This window comes from Neobacillus mesonae, assembly GCF_023715155.1.
Lineage (GTDB): Bacteria > Bacillota > Bacilli > Bacillales > Cytobacillaceae > Neobacillus > Neobacillus mesonae_A.
The window spans coordinates 41,491-63,947 of the sequence record NZ_JAMBNQ010000009.1 but is presented as its reverse complement, the minus strand read 5'-3'; the positions used below and the strand labels follow the sequence as shown (position 1 = coordinate 63,947).

The window sequence follows — 22,457 nt, the reverse complement described above, 5'->3', positions numbered from 1 at the left end:
AAAATTGTCTTTAATGACGCCTATTAAAGACAAAACCTGATGTGAACCTTGGAATACTGTCTTTAATAAAGTCTCTTAAAGCCAAAACTGGCTGGGGTTCCTTGGCAGCTGTCCTAATAAAGCCCCTATTTCAGCCAAAATAAATTTCGGAAAAATGATTTAATAAGACCTTTAGATGACAAAACTCACTCCCATTTTACTATAACTGTCCCTAACGAAATACCATCTCTTGAAAGGTTCCCCCCGCTTTCCACTCTCGTCCACACATTTCTGTATGATTTTTCATTTACTATAATAATCTTTCAAAAAGGAGAGGGTATTGTGTTTTTAGAAAAGTTTGTGGATGCGCTTCCGATACCGCCGGTTTTAAAACCTGTTGGTACGTGTAATGGCAATCCTTACTATGAGGTTTCGATGCGGCAGGTGAAGCAGCGGCTGCACCGTGATTTACCACCCACAACTGTCTGGGGGTACAATGGCTTGTATCCAGGTCCGACCTTTGAAGCAGAGCGGAATCAACCCATCTATGTAAAGTGGAAAAATGAACTTCCCTATAAACACCTTTTACCAGTGGACCGTACCCTTATGGGAGCAACGCCTGATCAGCCTTCCGTACGCACCGTTGTCCATCTTCATGGCGGCCGTGTTCGTCCTGAAAATGATGGGTATCCGGAAGCATGGTTTACACGTAATTTTGAAAATAAAGGACCGAAATTCCTTCATGAGACTTATTATTATCCAAACTGTCAGCGTCCTGCCACACTTTGGTATCATGACCATGCACTGTCCGCTACACGGCTCAATGTCTATGCAGGACTTGCCGGCCTCTATCTTATTCGGGACCAACAGGAAAAAGCATTAAACCTGCCAAGTGGAAAATACGAAATCCCATTATTAATTCAAGACCGTTCTTTTCGTGAAAATGGAGAACTTTTCTATCCTTCGCAGCCTGATGATATTCCACCCGATGTACCGCACTTTCCAAATCCTTCGGTCGTACCGGAGTTTTTCGGTGACACCATTCTAGTGAACGGAAAGGTCTGGCCATATCTTAAAGTAGAACCACGTAAATACCGCTTCCGGATTGTAAATGGATCCAATGCACGTTTTTACCAAATGGGTTTGAGCAACGGCCAAAACTTTATGCAAATTGGGACAGATGGCGGATTGCTGGCAGCTCATGTCGAAACAAACATGATTATTCTCGCACCAGCAGAGCGTGCCGATGTTATCATTGATTTTTCAAATCACAATGGGCAAAAGATCATCCTGACCAATAGTGCAAATGCACCTTTCCCTTTCGGTGATGAACCGACAGCCGATTTAACACAAATCATGGAATTCCGTGTGAAAGAAAAACTATCTCATCCTGATAAAAGTAAAATTCCAGCCGCTCTTAGCTGCTTAGAAACATTAGATCCCGCTGATGCTTCTCAAATTCGTGTCAACACTTTAAATGAGGGCAGAGATGAATATAAGCGGCTTCTGCTTTTACTAAATCAAATGCTTTGGAATGACCTGCCTATAACGGAAACCCCTTATAATGGAACAACAGAAATATGGGAATTATACAATTTCACAGAGGATACACATCCAATTCACCTGCATCTTGTCCAATTTCAAATTCTAAACCGAGCAACATTCACGGGTGACCCTGATGATCCCAATAATCCAGTTGTTGTCGATCCGCCAATGCCTCCAGACGATAATGAGCGCGGGTGGAAGGATACTGTCCGGGCAAATCCTAGGGAAGTGACAAGAATTATCGCACGCTTCGGTCCATATAGCGGCATTTATCCTTGGCACTGTCATATTCTCGAACACGAAGATCACGACATGATGCGGCCATACGAGGTATTGGATAACCCAAGCTTCAATCCTGCTGTACCGTTTCCTGGAGAGTGTGACGATGATTCATTTACACAATGCCCGCAAACTGAAACCGAAGACTGCACGTGTGATGACGAGCCGGGACATGATGACGACCACGATCACGAAGAATCATCCAGTTCATCTTAATGTAATGAAGCATGGAGGCGTTTCCTATTAGAACCGCCCTCATGCTTCTAATTTGTTGTAGGACGTAATAAATTTTTTAAAAAAATGTAACCTCATATTCATGGAAATGAAAACACTTTATGGAATAATTACTACTTCAAGAGTATGTCCAAAACATAGAAATCTCTACCTGCTTACATAGATAGACCCATAAAACAAGGTGGTGCAAAATTGGCACGGGAGAACAGGAAACGAATAAGATGGGCCAGAGTATTTGGCGCCCTTTTTTTCATAGGAATCTTTATGGTTGGTCTTTTTACAATCTATCAGTACATAGAAGAAACGGTCCAGGCACTCAACCATCCGTTTAAAAAAGCAGCGGATCATCATTGGGCAAAAGCAGACGAAAGTTCATCCATTCAAAAGGCACAAAATCAAACAGACTCCATCAATGTGCTTATTTTGGGCAGTGACTCGCGCGGTGAAACGCAAGCTCGAACGGATACGATAATGGTCGGCCATTACAATCTTAAAACACATGAGGCCAAACTTATCTCTCTCATGCGGGATATGTATGTCACCATCCCCCAGCATGGCCAGCAAAAGTTAAACGCAGCCTATTCCTTTGGAGGTCCTGAATTACTCAGGGAGACGATTAAAGAAAACTTTGGGCTGGATATTCATTATTATGCGCTGGTTGATTTTAAAGGGTTTGAAAAAGCCGTTGATGTCCTTGTTCCAGATGGGATTGAGGTGGATGTCCCTCATGAGATGTCTGAAGGTATCGGAATGACGTTAGAAAAAGGGAAACAAACCCTGCATGGCAAGGAACTATTGGGATATGTCCGTTTTCGTAAAGACCGGCTGAGTGACTTTGGGCGGGTGCAAAGACAGCAGGAAGTCATCTCAAAATTAAAAGAAGAAGCCATTGGTCTAAATACAGTAGCCAAACTTCCAGAGCTATTAGATATCTCAAAAACCTATATCGAAACCAATATGGATACGTCTACTATTTTGAAAATCGGAAAAGATATGCTGGCAAACCGAGATGGGATTGAAACATTGCGGCTCCCGGAGAATGGAAGCTATGAAAATAAACGCTATCAGGATGTTGGCGAAGTATTAGAAGTAGATTTTGATCAAAATAAAAAAGCTTTGGAAGCATTTTTGGGAGAGAATAGTGTTGCTCAAAGTGACTAGCTGCCCCAAAAAGGGCCGAACCCTTCATTTTAATAGGATTCGGCCTTTTTCAATGGACTTGGATGCAAATCTGTTATTTTTCCCGCTTTGATAATTTGACCGGGTGTTTCATGGCCAATTAACTTTGGTAATGTTTTTGAAATAGAAAGAATTTGGTCAAGATCAACACCTGTCTTGATTCCCATCGCATGCAGCATATGGACCACATCTTCTGTGCAGACATTACCCGTAGCACCTGGTGCAAATGGACAGCCGCCAATACCGCTGATTGCAGCATCGAACTGAGTGATGCCTCCCTGGATACCAGCTAGGATATTAGCCATCCCCATTCCTCTTGTATTGTGAAAATGAAGGGTAAATGGAACATTCGGAAACATCTCTAACACTTTTCTAGAAAGTTCCTCAACCTGGACCGGATGGGCCATCCCCGTTGTATCCGCAAGTGAAATACTATCTGCACCCGCAGCTAAATAGTTTTCAATAAAGTTACACACAGCTTCCGGCTGTATGGTTCCCTCGAACGGGCAGCCGAAAGTGGTGGCAATCGATGTGTTAACTTTCACTCGTGTTCCTTTGAATAGTGAAACAATTTCTTTAAGACCGGCCAAAGATTGTTCATGTGTCTGGCGGATATTCGCTAGATTGTGAGTGGCGCTTGCGCTGATAACCACATTCACTTCATCAACGTCCGCCTCCAATGCCCTTTGAGCCCCTTTAAGATTGGGAACCAAGGCCACATAGGTAACATTGGGATTCCTCGTTATTCCCTTCATGACTTCGGCAGCATCCTTTAACTGAGGAACATGAACTGACGAAACAAAAGAAGTGACCTCTATTTTATGGAACCCTGCTTCACTTAATCTATTAATCAAGTTAATTTTTTCATCAGTAGGAATCCATTGACCCTCCAGCTGAAACCCATCACGTGTTACTACTTCATTAATAGTAATCATCATGCCGCCCCTTTCTAGGATTTCGATACTAACTTTTCAATAATGGCATTGGTTACTTCCGTTGTTGATGCTGTTCCGCCAATATCAGGTGTTTTAATCCCGTCGTTTAATACTTCTTCAATAGTAGTTAAAAGCAGATTTCCCAGCTCGGTTTCCCCAAAATGGTCAATCATCATTTTTCCTGTCCAAATCTGGCCGATAGGATTGGCGATTCCTCTGCCATAAATATCAGGCGCCGATCCATGAACAGGTTCAAACATGGATGGATACTTGCCATTTAAGTTGATATTGGCAGCTGGGGCAATCCCGATGCTTCCCATAATAGCGGCACCTATATCTGTTAATATATCACCAAACAGGTTGCTTGCCACAATAACATCAAGGGTCTGCGGCTTCGTCACCATGAAAGCAGACAGGGCATCAATATGTACTGAGTTCGTTGAAATCTCTGGATACTTCGCTGAAACCTCTTTAAATACTTCATCCCAAAATGGCATAGAATGGACAATTCCGTTGGATTTGGTTGCACTTGTGACATGACGCCCCCGGCGGTTAGCTAGCTCGAAGGCATATTCCATTGCACGGCGGGTACCTTTCTTTGTAAAAACAGCATTTTGAATCGCTACCTCATCATCGCCGCTGTGGATTCTTCCTCCCACTTCGCTATATTCTCCCTCACTATTTTCTCGGACTACAACCAAATCAAAATCCTTTGGGTTAGCTAGCGGGGAAACAATTCCTTTCATTTGCTTTGCCGGGCGAATATTAATCACCTGTTCAAATTCCCTGCGAATTTTGATTAAAAGCCCCCATAAGGATACATGATCAGGAACTATGGAAGGATCTCCAACCGCACCCAAGAAAACAGCGTCACTTTCAGCTAATCTGGATAATCCATCTTCGGGCATCATCACTCCGTGCTTTAGATAATATTGACAGCTCCATGGATACTGTCTATAGTCAAAGGAAATTCCTCCGTGAATATTGGCAAGGGTATCAAGGACCCGAAGCGTTTCTGGCATAACCTCTTTCCCAATACCATCACCTGGAACGACTGAAATTGATAGTTTTTTCATTTATTTTCCTCCTTAAAAATTGTAATTAAATGTTCTGCATCATGTTCAATATGAGAACTCATACTTTTTCGTGCTAAATCTGATTTTCCTGAATGAATAGCTTCAAAAATCAAAAGATGTTCTTTATATATTTGTTTTTGTCTTTCGAGTCCTTTCACATTCTGTACTCGATATATAAAGGTTAAAGAACGCAGCTGATGTGTTTGCTGCTCTAGCCTTGGATTCCGGCTCATCATAATAATTTGATCATGAAACCTGCCATTTAATTGCACAAGGTGGTCCTTCGCTTCATCATTTCCGATTAATTCTTTTGTACCGCGAATAATTTTTTTTAACTCCTCCTTTTCTTCATCCGTTCCATTCTTTGCCGCAAGTTCTGCTGCTAATCCTTCCAACACTGTCCGGCATTGATAGATATGGACTAAATCTTCAACAGACGAACGATACGGATATATTTGATTTTTTTCATCCCGAACCAACAAACCTTCTTGTTCCAGCCGTCTTATAGATTCACGTATAGGACCTCTGCTAATATTTAATTCCTGTGAAAGATGGATTTCATTGATTCGCTCATCATAAGGAAACTTGCCGGATAAAATATTTGCTCGAATGGTTTCATATACTTGATCATAAAGCGGTTTTGGTTTTTCAATAGACAAACTCATAGAATTTCTCCCTGCATCAGATAATTTTATCTAATTTTAACGCTATTACTTCCTCCTCTGTCAAATGTAGAATATTCTTTAATACCTCATCATTGTGTTCTCCTAAAGATGGCCCAGTCCATTTTACCTCACCAGGTGTCTCACTAAACTTCGGCATAATCCCAGGCATTTTTAAATGTTCGCCATTTTTAAGTTTAGTATCCAAAATCATCTCTCTGGCTTGGTAGTGTGGATCATTCATGATATCCTCGATACTATATATAGATCCTGCCGGTACATCATGCTTTTCTAAAATTGATAAGGCCTCTTCAAGCGGCAAACTTCCCGCCCATTCATTAATAATGGCGTCTAAAAATTCACTTTGTTGTACTCTGCAATCATTTGTTTGAAAGGCAGCATCATTGGCCACATCTTCACGGCCAATTGCAGTCATTAAACGTTTAAAAATACTATCTCCGTTCCCGCCAATTACAATATATTTTCCGTCTTTACAAATATAAGTATTGGATGGCACAATCCCCGGAAGTGTACTGCCAGTTCGCTCGCGGATAAACTGATACACATCATATTCAGGTACCATACTTTCCATCAAGCTAAAAATGGATTCATAAAGAGCGATATCAATATACTGTCCCTTATTTGTCTTCAATACATCCCGATGATAAACGGCCATCATAGCTCCCATTACCGCATACAGGGAGGAGACTGAATCACCCAGGCTGATTCCTACCCTTGTCGGCGGACGGTCAGGATAGCCAGTTAGATAGCGGATTCCTCCCATTGCCTCGCCAATGCTGCCAAATCCAGGTCTTTTGTGATAAGGACCATCCTGCCCATATCCAGAAATACGAACCATGATAATACGAGGATTAATCCTCTTTAAATCTTCGTAGCCTAAGCCCCATTCTTCCAGCTTTCCGGGGCGGAAATTTTCAATCACAATATCTGTTTCTTTGACCAATTCTTTAATGATTTCCTGTCCTTTTTCACGTTTTAAATCAACTGTGATTGATTTTTTATTTCTTCCCTGAACATGCCACCAAAGAGATACATCATCTTTTAATAAGCGCCATTTTCTAATTGGATCTCCCTGTTTTGGTGTTTCAACTTTTATCACATCTGCACCAAAGTCAGCAAATAATCTTCCCGCAAAAGGTCCTGCTATCAATGTTCCCATTTCTAGTACTCTTAGACCATTAAGCAGCTGTGACATAAAAAACTCCCCTTCCATTTTCTATTTATATCAAAAACGATTCCTTTATTTCTTCTATTTGCTTATTTGCTGCGAGTAAAACAGCCAGCTTAATTCTGGCCTTTTTACTGTCATAGTCTTTTCCTACGATTACACCCCGATTGGTTAGATCATAGACACTTCCGGGAAAATCGTATACATGCCTGACCTCACCTTCATCAGCTCTTGTAGTAATCACAACTGGGATTCCTTTCTTTCCTGCCTCTTCAACAAAAGGAACTAATTCTGGTGACACATGTCCTCTTCCGGATCCTTCTAAAATAATTCCTCTTGCACCTGAAGATATAGAAGCCTGAAGAAGACGTCCATCAGATCCTAAATAAGATGGAATAATGTCCACTAAAGGGAAAGAATTTGAGATAGAATAGGATTCCCGAAGACATGGTCTTTGATAGATAGATACGTGCTCCTGATCGACAATCCCAAGATATCCATACCCTTCTGAGAAAAAGCCAGCAACATTAGAAGCATGGACTTTTTTGATATACCGAGCACTAAATATTCGTTCATTAAATAAAACAAGTGTCCCAATTTTTTTAGCCTTTGGACTCACGGCTGTTAGGATGGCCTGACGAATATTAACGAAGGCATCCGTCCCAAGTTCTTCAGGTCCTCGCTGTGAGCCGGTAATTACCACAGGACGATCATCCTCAATAGTTAGATCTAAAAAATATGCAGTCTCTTCTAAGGTATCCGTTCCATGCGTAATGACAACTCCATCCACATCAACATTTTGGAAAATTTCCTCAATGGTGTGTTTCAGTTTGTAAAGTCGATTTCCATTCATCTGATTACTTGGTATTTGAAGCACCGATTGAACGGTTAAATTAATTGAATCAGGAAGATCGCACATTTGAGAGAGCTCTTCTCCCGTTATTACTCCCGAACTGAGTAGTCCAGTTTCTGGGTTGCGTCTACTGGCAATCGTTCCTCCAGTTGTAAGCAAGATAATTTTCTTCATGACTAATTCCTCACTTTGTAAAGAGTGTTAATATACCTGGGAAGAAGATAAACAAAATAAGCGCAAAGACGTACATAATAATGTAGGGAACAGTATTTTTGACTACCGACTCAAACCTTATTTTGGCGATATTACTTGCCACAAATAGATTCAGCCCCACCGGAGGTGTGATTTGACCTACTGCCAGCGCAATAACCATGAATATTCCAAAGTAAAGAGGATCAATTTGAGCCTGTTGCAAGACATTTACGAGAGTAGGAACAACGAGAACAATGGCTGCGACGTTGTCTAAGAAAGTTCCAAGAATTAATAGAATGACTAATAAAATGAACATTATCACCATTTTGCTATCTGTAATCCCTAAAATCATATCCGCCATCGTCTGCGGCAGCTGCTCTCTTGCAATAACAAATCCAAAGATACTTGCTGTAGCAATCAAAAACATAATCATTGCTGTATTTTCTGCAGTACTTTTTAAAATCTCATATAATTTTTTGAATGTTAAATTACGATAGATTAAAAAACCAACAATTAATCCATACAGGCTTGCTACAGCAGCCGATTCAGTCGGGGTGAAAGCACCTGAGTATATTCCCCCCAAAATAATTACGGGCATAACCAATGCAATTAAACTGTCAAAAACGGCTTTTAATTTTTCTTTTGCCGTTAAACGGTCTTCTCTTGGAAAATTATTTTTCCGTGCAATGTAATAGGTAATGACCATGATAAAAAGGGACAATAATATACCTGGTACGATCCCGGCAATAAATAAATCACCAATTGAAACACCTGCGGTTACTCCATATAGCACCATGGTCAAGCTTGGCGGAATAATTAACCCAAGGACTCCTGATGCTGCAACAACAGCAGCCGAAAATCCCTTATCATACCCTTTTTTTGTCATTGAAGGTATCATAATCGAGCCAATTGCAGCAGTTGTTGCTGGTGCAGAGCCTGAAATGGCGCCGAAAAATGCTGATGCTCCTGTAGAAACATGGGCAAGACCTCCACGAAAGCGCCCTACAAAAATAGAAGCTAATCCTACTAATTTATCGGAAATTTTCGCCTCAGCCATGATGTTACCTGCCAACAGAAATAATGGAATCGCCATAATTGGGAAAGAATTTATCCCGCTGAACATTTTTTGCGCCACGATAATCAGCGGAATACCGGATCCTCCAAAAACAAGGGCTGCAATTGACCCAAGTGCCAGTGAGATGGCAATTGGTACACCAATTAGGAGCATAATAAAAAAGGTAATAAATAAAATGGCTATCATGCTTCTACCCCTTTCTCCATGTCAGTGGATCTATTCTTAGAGAAAAATTCTTGAAAAAGGCTTTCCAGCATATAAAGTGCACTGATGAAACCTGAAACCGGTATACTCATTGCTATATATCCATTTGGAATACGTGTAGCTGGAGATATTTGACTCATTGAAGTCATCGCCAATTGATATCCATCAACCATTAAAATAATTGCAAAGACGAAAATTAATAGATAGGTAATGATTCTTGCTCCCTTCTGAATAACTGTAGGGAATAATTCAACAAAAAATTCTACTGCAATATGTGACTTATTTCTAAGTACTACAGTGGAACCAATCATAACCAGCCAAATCATCGTAAAACGGGCCAGCTCTTCCGACCCTGTTAAAGGTTTTTCTAACACATATCTAAAAAACACTTGTATAATAACGAGAAAGGTCATAATTCCAAGCAAAATTCCTGAGAGACTAAGGATAAATCGATTAAGCGTTGATAGGACTTTCATATAGTTTCTCCTTTTTTTAAAGTGAAAGGAATCCATTGGTATGGGCAGTTTTAAATATCATAATAACTGTTTCATTGCCTAGCCAGGAAGAATGATAGAATCTATCATTCCCCCCAGAGCTATTATTGAAGCTTTTGGATTTCTTCAATAATATTTGCATTTAATTTCTTTTTGTATTTGTCATAAACCGGTTTCATTGCATCCATAAATGGCTGTTTATCAACGTCCGTAATTTTCATGCCTTTTGCTTCGATTTCTTTCCATTGTTCTGCTTCAAGGTCGTTAACCATTTTTGTATGGACCGGTCCAAGCTCTTTAGCAGTTTCTATTATTGCTTTTTGATATTCTTCTGGTAAACTTTCAAGCTTATTTTTGTTAATTAATAATGGAGACGACAAGTGTATATGTCCAGTACGAGAAACATACTTTTGAACTTCATAGAATTTTTGCGTTAAAATGTGTGCCGGTGGATTTTCCTGTGCATCAACAGTTCCAAGCTGTAAGGCGGAATATAATTCACCAAATGAAATTGGAGTTGGAGCAGCACCCATTTGTTTAAAGGTATCTATAAATACTTCACCTTCTGGAACACGAATCTTTACCCCTTTTAAATCGGCAGGAGTTTTAATTTCCTTTTTAGAGTTTGAAATGTGGCGGAAACCGTTTTCCCACCAGCCAATAAGTACTGCACCATGATCTTCAACCTCTTTGGCAAGTTCTTCACCAGGTTTTCCATCTAGTGCCTTTCGTACGCCATCGGTGTCCTTAAAAAGGAACGGTAAGTTTAAAATTCCCATGTCCGGAACCCAGTTTGAAAGTACAGTGTCAGACGTTAACACCATATCTTGTGTCCCCATCATAACTCCTTCAACTGATTCAGTTTGGTTTCCCAATTGATCGGATGGAAATACAGAAATTTTTACCTTTCCATTTGTTTTTTCCGCTACTTCTTTTGCAAATTGTTCACTAATTTTTTGATAATGGTGATCTGGTGCACCAGTGTGACCTAATTTCAATTCATAGACTTTTTCATCACTTTTAGAAGCGCTTTCATTTGATTGTTTAGATGCAGAACTAGAACAGCCGACAAGACCAACAAATAACCCAAGTGCAGTTACAAAAGTCATTAACCTTTTCAATTTGTTTCCCCCTTATTTTTGTTTAAGAATACAAGTCAGATGTATATGTAAGCTCCACCATCCTTTTTCTTTGGTTTTCGTGTCTACTGTTTACTGTTAACAGTTATCACACTTAAAATACTATAACAAAAATATTATTCTGTCAATTCGGAAAATAGATATTCTTTTGATAGAATTAAGGAAGATGGCTGAAGCATCAAACAGCAACTCTCAACTCTTCTGCTATCATTATGAGGCTATTTTGAACGTTAATAGTGAATAAAAAGATTAATCTAATGGGAAAGTGAAGGTAATTAAGTAAATGATAATGAAAAATCGAGGGTGGCTCTTGCATTGACGCCTATGTATATTTACCTATATAATAAACGTATGATAAGAAAGACTAAGCAGCGGTATTGCTTAGCCAGGTAACAGCTATATGCCGCGTGAAGAGCGGCTGACCCAGTGAATTGAACGATTACATCAAAAGAAGTAACATGCCTATTCCTTTGGTCGGGAGAGGGGCGGTTACTTCTTTTTTTTATCGGTGACTAGCGCGATAATTGCCACAAAGACAGTGAACAATCCGACAAGTAAACTGCCGAATTGAAGGAGCATGTCCATTGCTTCATATGTCACTATTTCGAACACCCCCTCTCTTTCAGGGAGTGTCAACCGCCCATCCGCTTTATATAGCTGCTAAATTTATGTTATCACAATTCTTACCAATTAACCAGAACAAATGTTCCTTTTGTGTGAAGAGTTTTTAGAATGCCTCTTCTTTCTATTGCGCTGTGTATCCTCCATCAATAACACATGCCTGTCCAGTGATGCCTCCAGCCTGATCGCCTGATAGGAAAAGAACATAATTTGCAATTTCATCTACATTTAACAGCCTTTTTTGTGGAACGAGCGGATAGATGACTTCTTCCAATACGCTCTCCAACGGAACGTTCCGTGTTTTGGCAAGGTCGGCCAGCTGATTCCGGACAAGCGGTGTATCAACATATCCCGGGCAGACCGCATTTACGGTGATTCCATGCTCGGCCCCTTCTAATGCTGCAACTTTTGTCAGTCCAATCACACCATGCTTCGCACTATTATAGGCGGCTTTACCGGCAAAACCGATCAAGCCGTTGATAGAAGCCATATTAATGATGCGTCCAAATTTTTGTTTTTTCATGATGGGAAAAACCTGCTGAATGGCTGAAAACGGTGCTGTCAGCATAACTGATAGCAGTAATTCAAACTTTTCCTTCGGGAATGATTCAATTGGAGCCACGTGCTGAAGGCCGGCATTGTTAATCAGGATATCGAGGCTCCCGTACTGTTCCAACGTAAAATCCAATGCCTTCTTTAATTCCTTTTCATCCGTGACATCACATTTAACCCCAACTGCTGTTAACCCCTCCTCTTTCAATGAGGCGATAGCTTCTCTCAACCCTGCCCTATCCAAATCGGTTAACACAACCTTTGCCCCCTGTTTGGCAAATGATTTGGCTATCTCAAATCCTATCCCGCGTGCAGCTCCCGTGATAAAAACTACTCTATCTTTTACCATCTAAAATATCCTCCCTGCTTGCTGAAATCTTGTGGGCGGGTTGTTGTTTCTAGTAATGCTCTGCCCATATGTGTCTATCTGTATGATTCTTCAAAAACTGGTCTATTCCCTTTTATTTGAGTAGAATTTTTCGAGGTCTCTTTTTAGTATTCCCGCTGGGGTTGCATGACAAACCGCAGATACAAATGTGTCTATGATACTAATTCCGCTTGAATGCTGGTGAATTCCGCCGACTTTTTCGGTTATTCCGCGGGTTTTGCCTTTTATTCCGCCGGCTTTTCTCTTTATTCCGCGGGTTTCTCCTTTCTTTCCGCCAGCATGCTTTTTGCGCGCTGGAATTAACTATCATTTTTAAAGAGAAGCTTGCTGGTTTTCCACGGATTGATCTCTGAATTCCGCCGACTTTTTCGGTTATTCTGCGGGTTTGCCTTTTATTCCGCCGGCTTTTCTCTTTATTCCGCGGGTTTCTCCTTTCTTTCCGCCAGCATGCTTTTTGCGTGCTGGAATTGACTATCATTTTTAAAGAGAAGCTTTGCTGGTTTTCCGCGGATTGATCTCTGAAATCCGCCGATTTTTTCGGTTATTCCGCGGGTTTTGCCTTTTATTCCGCCGGCTTTTCTCTTTATTCCGCGGGTTTGGCCCTTCTTTCCGCGAGTAGGCCTTTGGCGTGCTAATACTATCTCTTGAATCTAGCAGCACGCATGCCTTTTCTAGAAAACAACATCAATCAATGGTACTATTTTAGTAAAGGAATATTTTGGAGGATTGATTTCATTATGAAGATAGCCTTTATTTCAGATATTCACGGGAATGCTGTGGCACTTGATGCCGTTCTATCAGATCTGAAGCACAGACAGGTGGACAAGCTTTATGTTTTAGGCGATATTTGCTATCGCGGGCCGGAGCCGAAGCGGTCGCTTGATTTGGTTCGGTCCTTACATACAGAGGTGATTAAGGGGAATGCGGATGAGTGGGTCGTCCGCGGTGTCCGCAAGGGTGAGGTTCCTGACCAAGCATTGGAATTAATGAATTCGGAACGTGAATGGGCTTTAGAGTATCTGAATTCGGAAGACCTTGACTATCTAAAAAACCTGCCCACCCATCTGAAGTTAGAAGTGGAAGGACTGAAAATAGCCGCGTTTCATGCAACACCTGACAGCCTGTTTGATGTTGTCCCCCCAAATGAGGAGGATGAAACCCTATCCGCCCGCTTGATGAAGCCATCTGATGCCGGGATTTATATTTACGCTCATATCCACCGTCCCTATATTCGATATATCAATGGAAAGGTTGTCATGAATATCGGCAGTGTGGGTCTCCCGTTTGACGGTGTGCAAAAGGCATCCTATGGTCTGGTTGAAATAGAGAACGGCAATTTCCGCACCTCTATTGAACGGGTTCGTTTTGATGCTGAAAAAGTGATGAGGCAATATGATGAAGCTGACTATCCCAATAGAGAAATGATGAAACAGGTTATTCAAAATGCAAGGATCTAAAGAAAAGTTCATTTGCCGTTCGTGGTATGTTTAAAAAAGGCCGATATAAAATATACTAAATAACGTTTCCGGGATTATCACTTTCTTTTCTACAGGACTTTTATGGCCGCTCTTAGAATAGGGTGGTCTTTTTCATTTATTGAATTACACACAATCCCCCTTGTTCCCCAGATTTCACTTAAATTTTTAGAGGTGATACGTATGTTAAATAAAGTAGACGCAATGAAAAAAGCAGCCGGAGATAAGGCAGCAGAATTTGTTCAGGATGGGATGGTTCTTGGATTAGGCACCGGGTCAACGGTTTACTGGACGTTAAAGAGATTAGGCGAATGGGTAAACGAAGGTCTGGATATAAAAGGAATCCCAACTTCCACACAGACAGAAGACTGGGCTAAGGAATTCAATATTCCGCTGACCAATTTTTCCGAGGTTCAATCCCTTGATTTGGCGATTGACGGAGCGGATGAAATTGATCCCGATTTCAACCTCATAAAAGGCGGCGGCGGTGCACTTTTACGTGAAAAATTGGTCGCCATGCAGGCAAAAAAAGTAATGATTATTGCAGACGAATCCAAGATGGTATCCCAATTAGGGAAATTCCCGCTTCCAGTTGAAGTCGTTCCTTTCGGCTGGGAAACCACATCTCAACGGATCGCTACGCTTGGTGTAACTCCTATTTTGAGAAAAAAAGAGGGACAAACCTTTGTTTCCGATAACGGCAACTATATTTTAGATTGTCCGTTTGGCTCTATTTCAAATCCAGCTGATTTACATAAGGAGTTAAAGCTTTTGTCAGGGGTTGTGGAAACGGGACTTTTTCTTGGAATGACAGACACTGTCATTATCGGAGGGGAAGAGGACGTAAAAATAGGTAACAAATAGGAAGTCCCTTTGCTCTATCAAAATTTGATTAGCACATGTCACTTTAATGCTTTAAAATTCTAATAGGTTAACTACTGACACTAATTTATAGAAGGCAAGGTACATGTCATGCATTTAGATAAAATCCAGGAAATTCTACTTCCTAAAAAGGATGAATACTTACAACAATTATTTGCCTTTTTACGTCAAAAAAGTATTAGTACACAAAATATTGGGATAGCAGAATGTGCAGAATTCCTTAAAAACATGATGGAGGGCTTTGGGATTTCTGCCCAAGTTCTAAAAACCGAGGGACATCCCGTGGTATATGGTGAAATTATGAAGGAAGAGAATCACTTCACACTGCTTCTTTATGGGCATTATGATGTACAGCCCCCAGAGCCGTTAGACGAATGGCTGTCCCCGCCTTTCGAGCCAACGATCCGAGATGGACGGATCTATTGCCGCGGTGCAGGTGATAACAAAGGCCAGCTGATGGCCCAGCTTCTTGCGGTAAAAACCTATTTAGAGATTTTCAAAAACCTTCCTATTAATATAAAGTTTGTATTTGAAGGGGAAGAGGAAAATGGGAGCCCGCATCTTGCTTTGTTCGTCAAAGAGAATAAAGAATTACTAAAAGCAGATCTGGTTTATACTGCCGATGGTTCATCACATTATAGCGGCCGCCAGCTGATTTTATTAGGGGCAAGGGGATCGCTTGACCTTGAATTGACAGCCTATGGAGCAGACAGGGATAACCATTCAGGGAACACCGGAAATATTCTTCCAAACCCGGCGTGGAGACTCATCGATTTACTGCAAACCATGCGGAATAAAGACGGACAAGTATTAATTGACGGATTTTACGATAATATTCGCCCGCCTTCCAAGCGGGAAAAAGAACTGCTTCAATCCCTGCCTTTTAACAGCGAAGATATTGGAAGGAAAATCGGCTATCCTCATTTACAAATGGATGGCGAAACCTATTATCGTAAACTGACAATGGAACCAACCTTTAATATAAACGGGTTACAAAGCGGGTACACTGGGGAAGGAATGAAAACGATTATTCCGGCTTCCGCCACAGTTAAAATGGATGTGCGCCTCGTTGTGGATCAGGATCCCAAAGATATTTACGAGAAAATCTGCCGGCATGTCCAAAAGCATGATCCCGCCATTGAGGTGAAATGTTTAGGTTCTATGGATCCTTCAAGAACTCCTGCAGATCTAAAAATCGTAGAAGTGATAGTAAATGCCGTTGAGAACGCATTTCAAGAGCAGCCGCTGATTCAGCCAAGCCTAGGGAGCTCACTTCCAGATTATGTATGGACCAAAATTTTAGGAGTTCCCTCCATTATTGTGCCATATGCGAACTTTGACCAAGCCAATCATGCTCCTAATGAGAATTTGGAAATTGATCACTTTTTTAACGGAATTATTTGTACCTGCCATGTGATTTATGCCCTGGGTGAGTATACCAAATCACTTTAATATCATTTTGAATGCATTTTTTTGACTAACGGCCAGATAAATTTGACCCATTTTTCAATTAGCCATGCCATTTAAACGCTGGTCTATGATATGACGTTGTTCCGTTGCAGCTAGTATCGTCTTTTCCAGTCCAATCTTAAAATGAATTAAAAAAGCTGATGAAAGAACAAAACTTCCATCAGCTTTTCTTATTCAGCTTGCTAATTTAAGCATAAAATTCAGGTCTGCGGTCTTTTACGCTTGGCAGTTTTTCTCGAACCTGTCGAATTCGATTGACATCGATATCAGCCAAAATTAACGTTTCCTCTTCTCCCCCGCTTGCGATCATTACCCCCATTGGGTCCACCGCTGCACTGCGTCCGGTGAAACTAGGACCGACAAGATTGGCTCCAATGACAAACATTGTATTTTCAATGGCTCTCGCACGAAGCAATGTCTGCCAGTGATCCTCTTTCATTGGTCCCGCAATCCATCCGGCAGGGACAAACAGGATATCTGCTTCCTGAAGGGCAAATTGTCTTGCAATTTCCGGAAATCTCAGTTCATAGCAGACCATTAAACCGATTTTCCCAAACTCTGTTTCTACTACTTTATATGGATTTTCACCCGGAATAATCGTATCTGATTCCTTAAAACTAAAGGCGTCATATAAATGGGTTTTCCGATAAGAATGGACCAGCTTTCCCGAACGGTCAATCAGGACGGTCGTATTATAAGCACGCATCACATCTTCAGGCTTTGATTCATAAGTTCCGCAAATAACGTAGATTTCCTTTTCCCGTGCCTCATCCTTCAGCGCAGAGACAAACGGCCCATCAAGCGGCTCGGCAGCTTCCGCCGGCGTCACACCAGATTTCGGGGTGGCCAATGCCATATAATATTCAGGGAGCACCACAAAATCCGCCCCAAAGCTTTTAGCCTTCGCAATGAATTGTCGTGCTTTTTCTAAATTGGCGGTTTTATCAACACTTGTAGATAATTGTGCAATGGCTATTTTCAATGAAATACCTCCTGTACACTGCTTCAAAAAATCAATTATTTTATATTACTCCACTATATTATAATCCGGCTGACTTATGAAGGCATTAATTATTCGAAAAATCGATTCATTATGTTTTTCACGCCTTAACTTGCGGACAGCTTCACAATATTTGCGGGTAGGGGAACTTTTTTTACTTGCGTTTACTTGTATGGGCAAGGTTTACTTGCGGTTAACCCCTTGTTTTTTGCGAATATAGCCGTTTTTCTTGCTCATAACCCGCGTTTACTTGCATGAGCGAAGTTTACTTGCGGTTAAATCCTTGTTTCTTGCGGATAAGGCTGCTTTTCTTGCTCATAACCCTCGTTTACTTGCGTGGGCAAAATTTACTTGCGGTTAAACCCTTGTTTCTTGCGGATAAAGCCGTTTTTCTTGCTCATAACCCGCGTTTACTTGCATGGGCGAAGTTTACTTGCGGTTAAACCCTTGTTTCTTGCGGATAAGGCCGTTTTTCTTGTGCATAACCCGCGTTTACTTGCGCTTGCCACATTACTTGCGGTTAACCCCTGATTACTTACGCATAACCCCCAATTATTTAAACCACATATAAAAAGCACCTTCTCCATTGAAGAAGGTGCCTCCTTTTTAAACTGCATTTTCTATATCCGTTACATCGCCGGATTTAACCTCTGATTTGAAAGAATCAAAGTCTGCCTTTTCAATAATAAGGGATACGACAACTCCGCCGATCAGTGCCCAGAATGGGGAGCTGATGCCGAAGAAGCTAATTCCTGACATGGCAATGACCAGTGAAAAGAAAGCGCCGATTTGGAACTTTGTCTCAGAGAAGGATGCTTGCAGCGAGCTTACCAGTACTCCAATCATCGCCAAGCCTGATACGGTTGAAACTAATGCCCCTGGTAAAGCAGTTACAAAGGACACCGCAACTCCTGCAATAATCCCAAATCCGCCGAATAATACCGCATTAACCACGACAGCAGCGTATCGTCCTTCTTTATTTTCGCCGGATTCTTTTGATGAACAAATAGCTGTCATCGGGCCTGCGATATTCGCATTATGTGCACCAAAAAAGGAAGTAATCATTCCGCCAATTCCGCTCCAGATTGTCATAGAATTGATTGGCGGCTTGTAGTCTTCCGCCATCAAAACACCGATTGCCTGAGCATTCTCTGCTCCAATAACCAAAAGAGCGAGCGGGATGCCAACGGAAATAATGGCATCAATATTAAACGTTGGCAATAATAGATGTGGTAAGGATAATCCTGCATTAATATTGGTTGATTGGAAATCCCCCATCACGGCTACCAAAATAACCCCCACAACAAAAGACGTTAAAATTGGCGGCACCTTTTTAAGAAAACGGGAAGATAGCAAATACACAACAATAGCCGCACCTGCAATGATTGGCGTGTCTTTAAGTGAAGTAATCATACCTGTACCAAAACGAATCATGGCCCCTACAATCATGGCCATAACAATCGGTACTGGAATCCATTTCATCGCCTTTCCAATCAGGCCGGAAATTCCCATCAGAAATACGATTACACCAGCTGCAAAATAGGCGCCCGATATTTCACTGAGTGAGTAGTGCTGCAAGCCTGCAGCGACTAAAACAGCACCTGGTATAGAATAGGCTCCTACAATCGGCTGCCGGTATTTTAAGGCTAAATAAAGTCCAATTAAGGCTCCAAAGAAATAAACGGCAAATAACCAGGAAATCGTCTGTTCCATTGACAGCCCTGCATCTTTTGCACCGCCAATAATGATTAAAGCCGGGCCGGTACAGCCAAATATAGCAGCAAGTGTGCCAGCACTGATTGTATTTGCATTCAAATACTTTGGTAATAATTTTATACTTTCGCCAATTGAATATTTCATATATTTCACCCCTTAATATGTCTAAAAATCTATTAATACCATTGAGATTAGAAACAGTTGAAAAGAAGTAAAGAAATGTTATTTAGACGTAACAAAACCAAAACCAGCAAAATAAAACAGACTAAACAGTGGATGTACTACTAGAGGTATTGCTCTTTTTGAAATGATTTAGTTGAATGGATGCAGTCACCTGTTTTTTTTACAAAGCATGGGTGAAGCAGTTCAATAATCATGAAAGCGATTTCCATAAAATGCAAGATTTAAATGAACAAGGTGATATGGTTTCACCTTGTTCATCATCTTAACACGAATCACTCGCCGGTAAAAGTTGGTTTTCTCTTATTGACAAACGCGTCTACGCCTTCACCGAAGTCATGGGTTGAACGCAGCATGCCATATGCAAAACCTTCAATTTCCATTCCCATGCTTAGTGATGAATCTTGTGAAGCATTCAGGACACGCTTTAATACTTTTAATGTCATAGGAGAAAGTCTTGTTAGATCTGCTACAAGTTTAGCCACTTCTTCTTCTAGTTTTTCCGGAGTAGTAACAGTTGTCAATAGTCCCCATTGATAGGCTTCTTGCGCAGGAACACGGCGTCCTCTCATGATCATATCTTTTGCACGGCCGACACCGGCGATTTTCGCAATACGCTGTGAGCCGCCGCTTCCAGGAATCATGCCAAGATTGACTTCCGGCAATGCAATCAGTGTATTATCTGCCGCTACACGGAAATCACAGGCCATTGCGATTTCAAGTCCTACTCCAAAGGTATAGCCTTGAAGCTGTGCAATAACAGGTTTAGATGAACGTTCAGGTGCCGCCACATTTAAATGCAGCTCTGAAAGGACAGAAGGATGCTGCTCCATAAACTGAGCAATATTACCGCCTGAACTGAACGCTTTTTCTCCAGCCCCTTTAATGATAATCACGCGAACTTCCTGATCCTGCTCTAATTCTGCAAAAATTTGATTCAGATGGGAACGGGCAATAAAGCTGATGGTATTCATTTTTTCTGGACGGTCTAAAATAATGGTTGCTGTTCCTGCTTCTTTATTTTTCTCTACTGAAATGCGATCCCATTGATACGTATTGTTATTAACTGTTGTCATTAACTTACACTCTCCTCTTTACTCGTATAGGTTTCATAGTTTTCTTTTAATTTTCTTCTTAAAATTTTTCCAACAGGACTCTTTGGAATTTCTGATACAAAATGATAGTCTCTTGGCCGTTTGAAGTTTGCCAGGCTTCCAGATGCTTTACAATGCTGATCCAATTCAGCAGCTGTCAGATTGTTATTTCTGGTGACGACAAATGCCACAACCTTCTCACCAAAACGTTCATCCGGCACACCCACCACGGCTGTTTCTAACACCTCCGGGTGAGAGGTTATGACATCTTCCACTTCAAGTGGATGGATGTTTTCACCGCCTGAAATAATCATGTCATCTACGCGGCCGACTACGTATAAATCACCGTCTTCATCCAGTACTCCCATATCTCCGGTAAAATACCAGCCATTTCGAATCGCCTTTTGATTGGCATCCGGGCGGTTCCAATACCCCTGAAAAGCTTCGATAGAATCAATATTGACAATGATTTCTCCAGGAGTTCCTTGGGGAACCAGATCATCAGGAGTTGAATAGCCTTCCGGGTCAGGAGTAACCAGCCTTAACTGCTGGTGGAATCCAGGTTTCCCGGCACAACCTGGTTTCTTATCCAAATAGCTGCAAATAGAGAAGGTATATACCTCTGTGCTGCCATAATGATTCACAAATACATCCGGCTTCAGTTTCTTGTAAACGTCCTTTGTTAATTCGGTCGTCATCGATGCCCCGGCATATCCAATTTTCCGAAGTTTCTGTAAGTTAAACTTAGAAAAATCCTTATGATGCAATAAATCATGAATAATTGTTGGAACTAAGTAAACACAAGTGATCTCTTCTTTTTCCAGCGCTGTCAGCATTTTTAGATTGTCGTTATCAGGAATCATTACTAATTTTCCATTGATGAAGGCCATCGATAAAAGGGAACGCATCCCCATTGTATGATAGAGCGGCATGACCCCCAATGTCCCTTCATGGAGGACATATTGATTTTGAATAATATGGGCCACGGCTGCACTGTATTCATTTTTATGGCTTCTTGGAACCCCTTTTGGCTTTCCTGTTGTGCCAGATGTATATAACATGAGGCAAGGATCATCAAATTGAATGGAAGGGCGGTTAAAGTTTTCCTGGTCGTGATTCAGCAGCTGTTCATACGTTACATCAGCTCCTGCTGCACCTAATACACTGATTAACAGCGGCTTGTGTGCATATTCACCCGAGAGTGCTGCATCCTGGCTGCTTGGTTCGTAAATCACGGCTTTGGCATCCGCATTATTGACACAATAAGCAACTTCCTCGGTTGACAGCCGGAAATTGATTGGAGTAAAAACAGCCCCAATCTTTTGGACTGCCCAGTAAAGTGCAACCATCTCCAGGCGGTTTTTCAAAATAATAACCACCCGGTCTCCTTTTTCAACCCCTTTTTGCTGTAAGGAAAAAGCCAGTTTATTAATTTGCTGGTTAAATTCATGATAGGTGAACCGTCTATGATCTTCTACGATGGCCGTTTTATCTGGGAACCGATTCACAGCAAATTCAAACAATGTACCAAGATCCACTAGTTTTCACCCTCTTTACATGCATTTGGTTTACAAACTTTTTCGATTGCCTCAATAATTCCTTTATAACCGGTGCACCGGCAAAGATGTCCGGAAAGCATTTCTTTGATTTCCTGTGTTGTCGGCTCCTCGCCGCTATTAAGCATCTCTACCGATGACATTAAGATTCCTGGTGTACAAAAACCGCATTGAAGCCCATGGCATTCTGTAAATGATGTTTGTAATGGATGCTCTTGCCCGTTAACCGCTAATCCCTCAACGGTCTGGATTTCCGATCCATCCGCCTGTGCCGCAAACATCAAACAGCTGCGGACAGCCTTGCCATTGTACAGTACTGTACACGAACCACATACTCCATGTTCACAGCCTACATGTGTTCCAGTAAGGCCAAGGTCTTCTCTAATAAAGTCACTTAATAGTTTTCTAGGTTCGGCTTCACCCTCGATTTCCCTGCCGTTAATAGAGAATGAAATTTTCACTTTATCTTGTACTGAGAGATTTGACAT

Annotated in this window: 20 protein-coding genes; 5 read left to right on the top strand and 15 right to left on the bottom strand. The window is 41.4% G+C overall.

What is annotated here, in order from left to right:
- Nucleotides 1-321 precede the first annotated feature (321 nt).
- On the top strand, nucleotides 322-2,019 hold the full coding sequence (locus M3183_RS10330) for a multicopper oxidase family protein (RefSeq protein ID WP_251469229.1): 1,698 nt from the start codon (nucleotides 322-324) through the stop codon (nucleotides 2,017-2,019).
- A gap of 210 nt (nucleotides 2,020-2,229) precedes the next feature.
- Entirely contained in the window at nucleotides 2,230-3,198 is a 969-nt protein-coding gene (locus tag M3183_RS10325; RefSeq protein WP_251469228.1) for an LCP family protein, read from the top strand.
- Nucleotides 3,199-3,227: 29 nt separating this feature from the next.
- On the opposite strand, the gene M3183_RS10320 is transcribed toward M3183_RS10325, so the two are convergent.
- The 10 genes from M3183_RS10320 to M3183_RS10275 all read right to left on the bottom strand — a co-directional run bounded on the left by M3183_RS10320 (nucleotide 3,228) and on the right by M3183_RS10275 (nucleotide 12,557).
- A complete protein-coding gene (locus M3183_RS10320; RefSeq protein WP_251469226.1) occupies nucleotides 3,228-4,154 on the bottom strand; it encodes a hydroxymethylglutaryl-CoA lyase in 927 nt (308 codons plus the stop codon).
- Between the two features lie 11 nt (nucleotides 4,155-4,165).
- Entirely contained in the window at nucleotides 4,166-5,227 is a 1,062-nt protein-coding gene (locus M3183_RS10315) for a tartrate dehydrogenase (RefSeq protein ID WP_251469224.1), read from the bottom strand.
- Entirely contained in the window at nucleotides 5,224-5,892 is a 669-nt protein-coding gene (locus M3183_RS10310) for a GntR family transcriptional regulator (protein WP_251469222.1), read from the bottom strand. Before M3183_RS10310 ends, M3183_RS10315 begins: the two co-directional genes overlap by 4 nt.
- A 16-nt stretch (nucleotides 5,893-5,908) precedes the next feature.
- Nucleotides 5,909-7,105, bottom strand: a complete 1,197-nt coding sequence (locus M3183_RS10305) for a CaiB/BaiF CoA transferase family protein (RefSeq protein WP_251469220.1) — start codon at nucleotides 7,103-7,105, stop codon at nucleotides 5,909-5,911.
- Nucleotides 7,106-7,130: 25 nt separating this feature from the next.
- A complete protein-coding gene (locus tag M3183_RS10300; protein WP_251469218.1) occupies nucleotides 7,131-8,105 on the bottom strand; it encodes an asparaginase in 975 nt (324 codons plus the stop codon).
- Nucleotides 8,106-8,115: 10 nt separating this feature from the next.
- Nucleotides 8,116-9,384: a TRAP transporter large permease gene (locus M3183_RS10295; protein ID WP_251469215.1), complete on the bottom strand. Its 1,269-nt coding sequence runs from the start codon at nucleotides 9,382-9,384 to the stop codon at nucleotides 8,116-8,118.
- Entirely contained in the window at nucleotides 9,381-9,878 is a 498-nt protein-coding gene (locus tag M3183_RS10290) for a TRAP transporter small permease (protein ID WP_251469214.1), read from the bottom strand. The genes M3183_RS10295 and M3183_RS10290 overlap by 4 nt, the downstream gene beginning before the upstream one ends.
- A gap of 122 nt (nucleotides 9,879-10,000) precedes the next feature.
- Entirely contained in the window at nucleotides 10,001-11,017 is a 1,017-nt protein-coding gene (locus M3183_RS10285; RefSeq protein ID WP_251469213.1) for a TRAP transporter substrate-binding protein, read from the bottom strand.
- 507 nt (nucleotides 11,018-11,524) lie between these two features.
- On the bottom strand, nucleotides 11,525-11,635 hold the full coding sequence (locus tag M3183_RS10280) for a putative holin-like toxin (RefSeq protein ID WP_251469208.1): 111 nt from the start codon (nucleotides 11,633-11,635) through the stop codon (nucleotides 11,525-11,527).
- A 145-nt stretch (nucleotides 11,636-11,780) separates the two neighbouring features.
- Nucleotides 11,781-12,557, bottom strand: a complete 777-nt coding sequence (locus M3183_RS10275; protein ID WP_251469207.1) for a 3-hydroxybutyrate dehydrogenase — start codon at nucleotides 12,555-12,557, stop codon at nucleotides 11,781-11,783.
- 776 nt (nucleotides 12,558-13,333) lie between these two features.
- Between M3183_RS10275 and M3183_RS10270 the strand changes: the two genes are divergently transcribed.
- The 3 genes from M3183_RS10270 to M3183_RS10260 all read left to right on the top strand — a co-directional run bounded on the left by M3183_RS10270 (nucleotide 13,334) and on the right by M3183_RS10260 (nucleotide 16,405).
- A complete protein-coding gene (locus M3183_RS10270) occupies nucleotides 13,334-14,053 on the top strand; it encodes a metallophosphoesterase family protein (RefSeq protein ID WP_251469205.1) in 720 nt (239 codons plus the stop codon).
- 201 nt (nucleotides 14,054-14,254) lie between these two features.
- Nucleotides 14,255-14,935: a ribose-5-phosphate isomerase RpiA gene (gene rpiA, locus M3183_RS10265; RefSeq protein WP_251469203.1), complete on the top strand. Its 681-nt coding sequence runs from the start codon at nucleotides 14,255-14,257 to the stop codon at nucleotides 14,933-14,935.
- A 108-nt stretch (nucleotides 14,936-15,043) separates the two neighbouring features.
- Complete coding sequence (locus tag M3183_RS10260; protein ID WP_251469201.1) at nucleotides 15,044-16,405, top strand: M20/M25/M40 family metallo-hydrolase; 1,362 nt, start codon at nucleotides 15,044-15,046, stop codon at nucleotides 16,403-16,405.
- A gap of 205 nt (nucleotides 16,406-16,610) precedes the next feature.
- On the opposite strand, the gene M3183_RS10255 is transcribed toward M3183_RS10260, so the two are convergent.
- From M3183_RS10255 to M3183_RS10235, 5 genes are all read right to left on the bottom strand, one after another.
- Complete coding sequence (locus M3183_RS10255) at nucleotides 16,611-17,405, bottom strand: carbon-nitrogen hydrolase family protein (protein ID WP_251469200.1); 795 nt, start codon at nucleotides 17,403-17,405, stop codon at nucleotides 16,611-16,613.
- A 624-nt stretch (nucleotides 17,406-18,029) separates the two neighbouring features.
- Entirely contained in the window at nucleotides 18,030-19,283 is a 1,254-nt protein-coding gene (locus M3183_RS10250; RefSeq protein ID WP_251469199.1) for a benzoate/H(+) symporter BenE family transporter, read from the bottom strand.
- Nucleotides 19,284-19,594: 311 nt separating this feature from the next.
- Nucleotides 19,595-20,395 carry an enoyl-CoA hydratase/isomerase family protein gene (locus tag M3183_RS10245; protein ID WP_251469196.1) on the bottom strand — a complete coding sequence of 267 codons (801 nt, stop codon included), beginning with the start codon at nucleotides 20,393-20,395 and terminating at the stop codon, nucleotides 19,595-19,597.
- The gene (locus M3183_RS10240; RefSeq protein ID WP_251469195.1) at nucleotides 20,395-21,951 is read right to left on the bottom strand and encodes a class I adenylate-forming enzyme family protein; all 1,557 of its coding nucleotides are present in this window, start codon (nucleotides 21,949-21,951) and stop codon (nucleotides 20,395-20,397) included. Before M3183_RS10240 ends, M3183_RS10245 begins: the two co-directional genes overlap by 1 nt.
- On the bottom strand, nucleotides 21,951-22,457 hold the full coding sequence (locus tag M3183_RS10235; RefSeq protein ID WP_251469192.1) for a (2Fe-2S)-binding protein: 507 nt from the start codon (nucleotides 22,455-22,457) through the stop codon (nucleotides 21,951-21,953). Before M3183_RS10235 ends, M3183_RS10240 begins: the two co-directional genes overlap by 1 nt.

What these genes read in the sequence shown, in the direction of transcription:
- M3183_RS10320 (WP_251469226.1), bottom strand. Translation starts at nt 4,154, where the DNA reads ATGATGATTACTATTAATGAAGTAGTAACACGTGATGGGTTTCAGCTG.
- M3183_RS10315 (WP_251469224.1), bottom strand. Translation starts at nt 5,227, where the DNA reads ATGAAAAAACTATCAATTTCAGTCGTTCCAGGTGATGGTATTGGGAAA.
- M3183_RS10310 (WP_251469222.1), bottom strand. Translation starts at nt 5,892, where the DNA reads ATGAGTTTGTCTATTGAAAAACCAAAACCGCTTTATGATCAAGTATAT.
- M3183_RS10305 (WP_251469220.1), bottom strand. Translation starts at nt 7,105, where the DNA reads ATGTCACAGCTGCTTAATGGTCTAAGAGTACTAGAAATGGGAACATTG.
- M3183_RS10300 (WP_251469218.1), bottom strand. Translation starts at nt 8,105, where the DNA reads ATGAAGAAAATTATCTTGCTTACAACTGGAGGAACGATTGCCAGTAGA.
- M3183_RS10295 (WP_251469215.1), bottom strand. Translation starts at nt 9,384, where the DNA reads ATGATAGCCATTTTATTTATTACCTTTTTTATTATGCTCCTAATTGGT.
- M3183_RS10290 (WP_251469214.1), bottom strand. Translation starts at nt 9,878, where the DNA reads ATGAAAGTCCTATCAACGCTTAATCGATTTATCCTTAGTCTCTCAGGA.
- M3183_RS10275 (WP_251469207.1), bottom strand. Translation starts at nt 12,557, where the DNA reads ATGGTAAAAGATAGAGTAGTTTTTATCACGGGAGCTGCACGCGGGATA.
- M3183_RS10270 (WP_251469205.1), top strand. Translation starts at nt 13,334, where the DNA reads ATGAAGATAGCCTTTATTTCAGATATTCACGGGAATGCTGTGGCACTT.
- rpiA (WP_251469203.1), top strand. Translation starts at nt 14,255, where the DNA reads ATGTTAAATAAAGTAGACGCAATGAAAAAAGCAGCCGGAGATAAGGCA.
- M3183_RS10260 (WP_251469201.1), top strand. Translation starts at nt 15,044, where the DNA reads ATGCATTTAGATAAAATCCAGGAAATTCTACTTCCTAAAAAGGATGAA.
- M3183_RS10250 (WP_251469199.1), bottom strand. Translation starts at nt 19,283, where the DNA reads ATGAAATATTCAATTGGCGAAAGTATAAAATTATTACCAAAGTATTTG.
- M3183_RS10245 (WP_251469196.1), bottom strand. Translation starts at nt 20,395, where the DNA reads ATGACAACAGTTAATAACAATACGTATCAATGGGATCGCATTTCAGTA.
- M3183_RS10235 (WP_251469192.1), bottom strand. Translation starts at nt 22,457, where the DNA reads ATGTCAAATCTCTCAGTACAAGATAAAGTGAAAATTTCATTCTCTATT.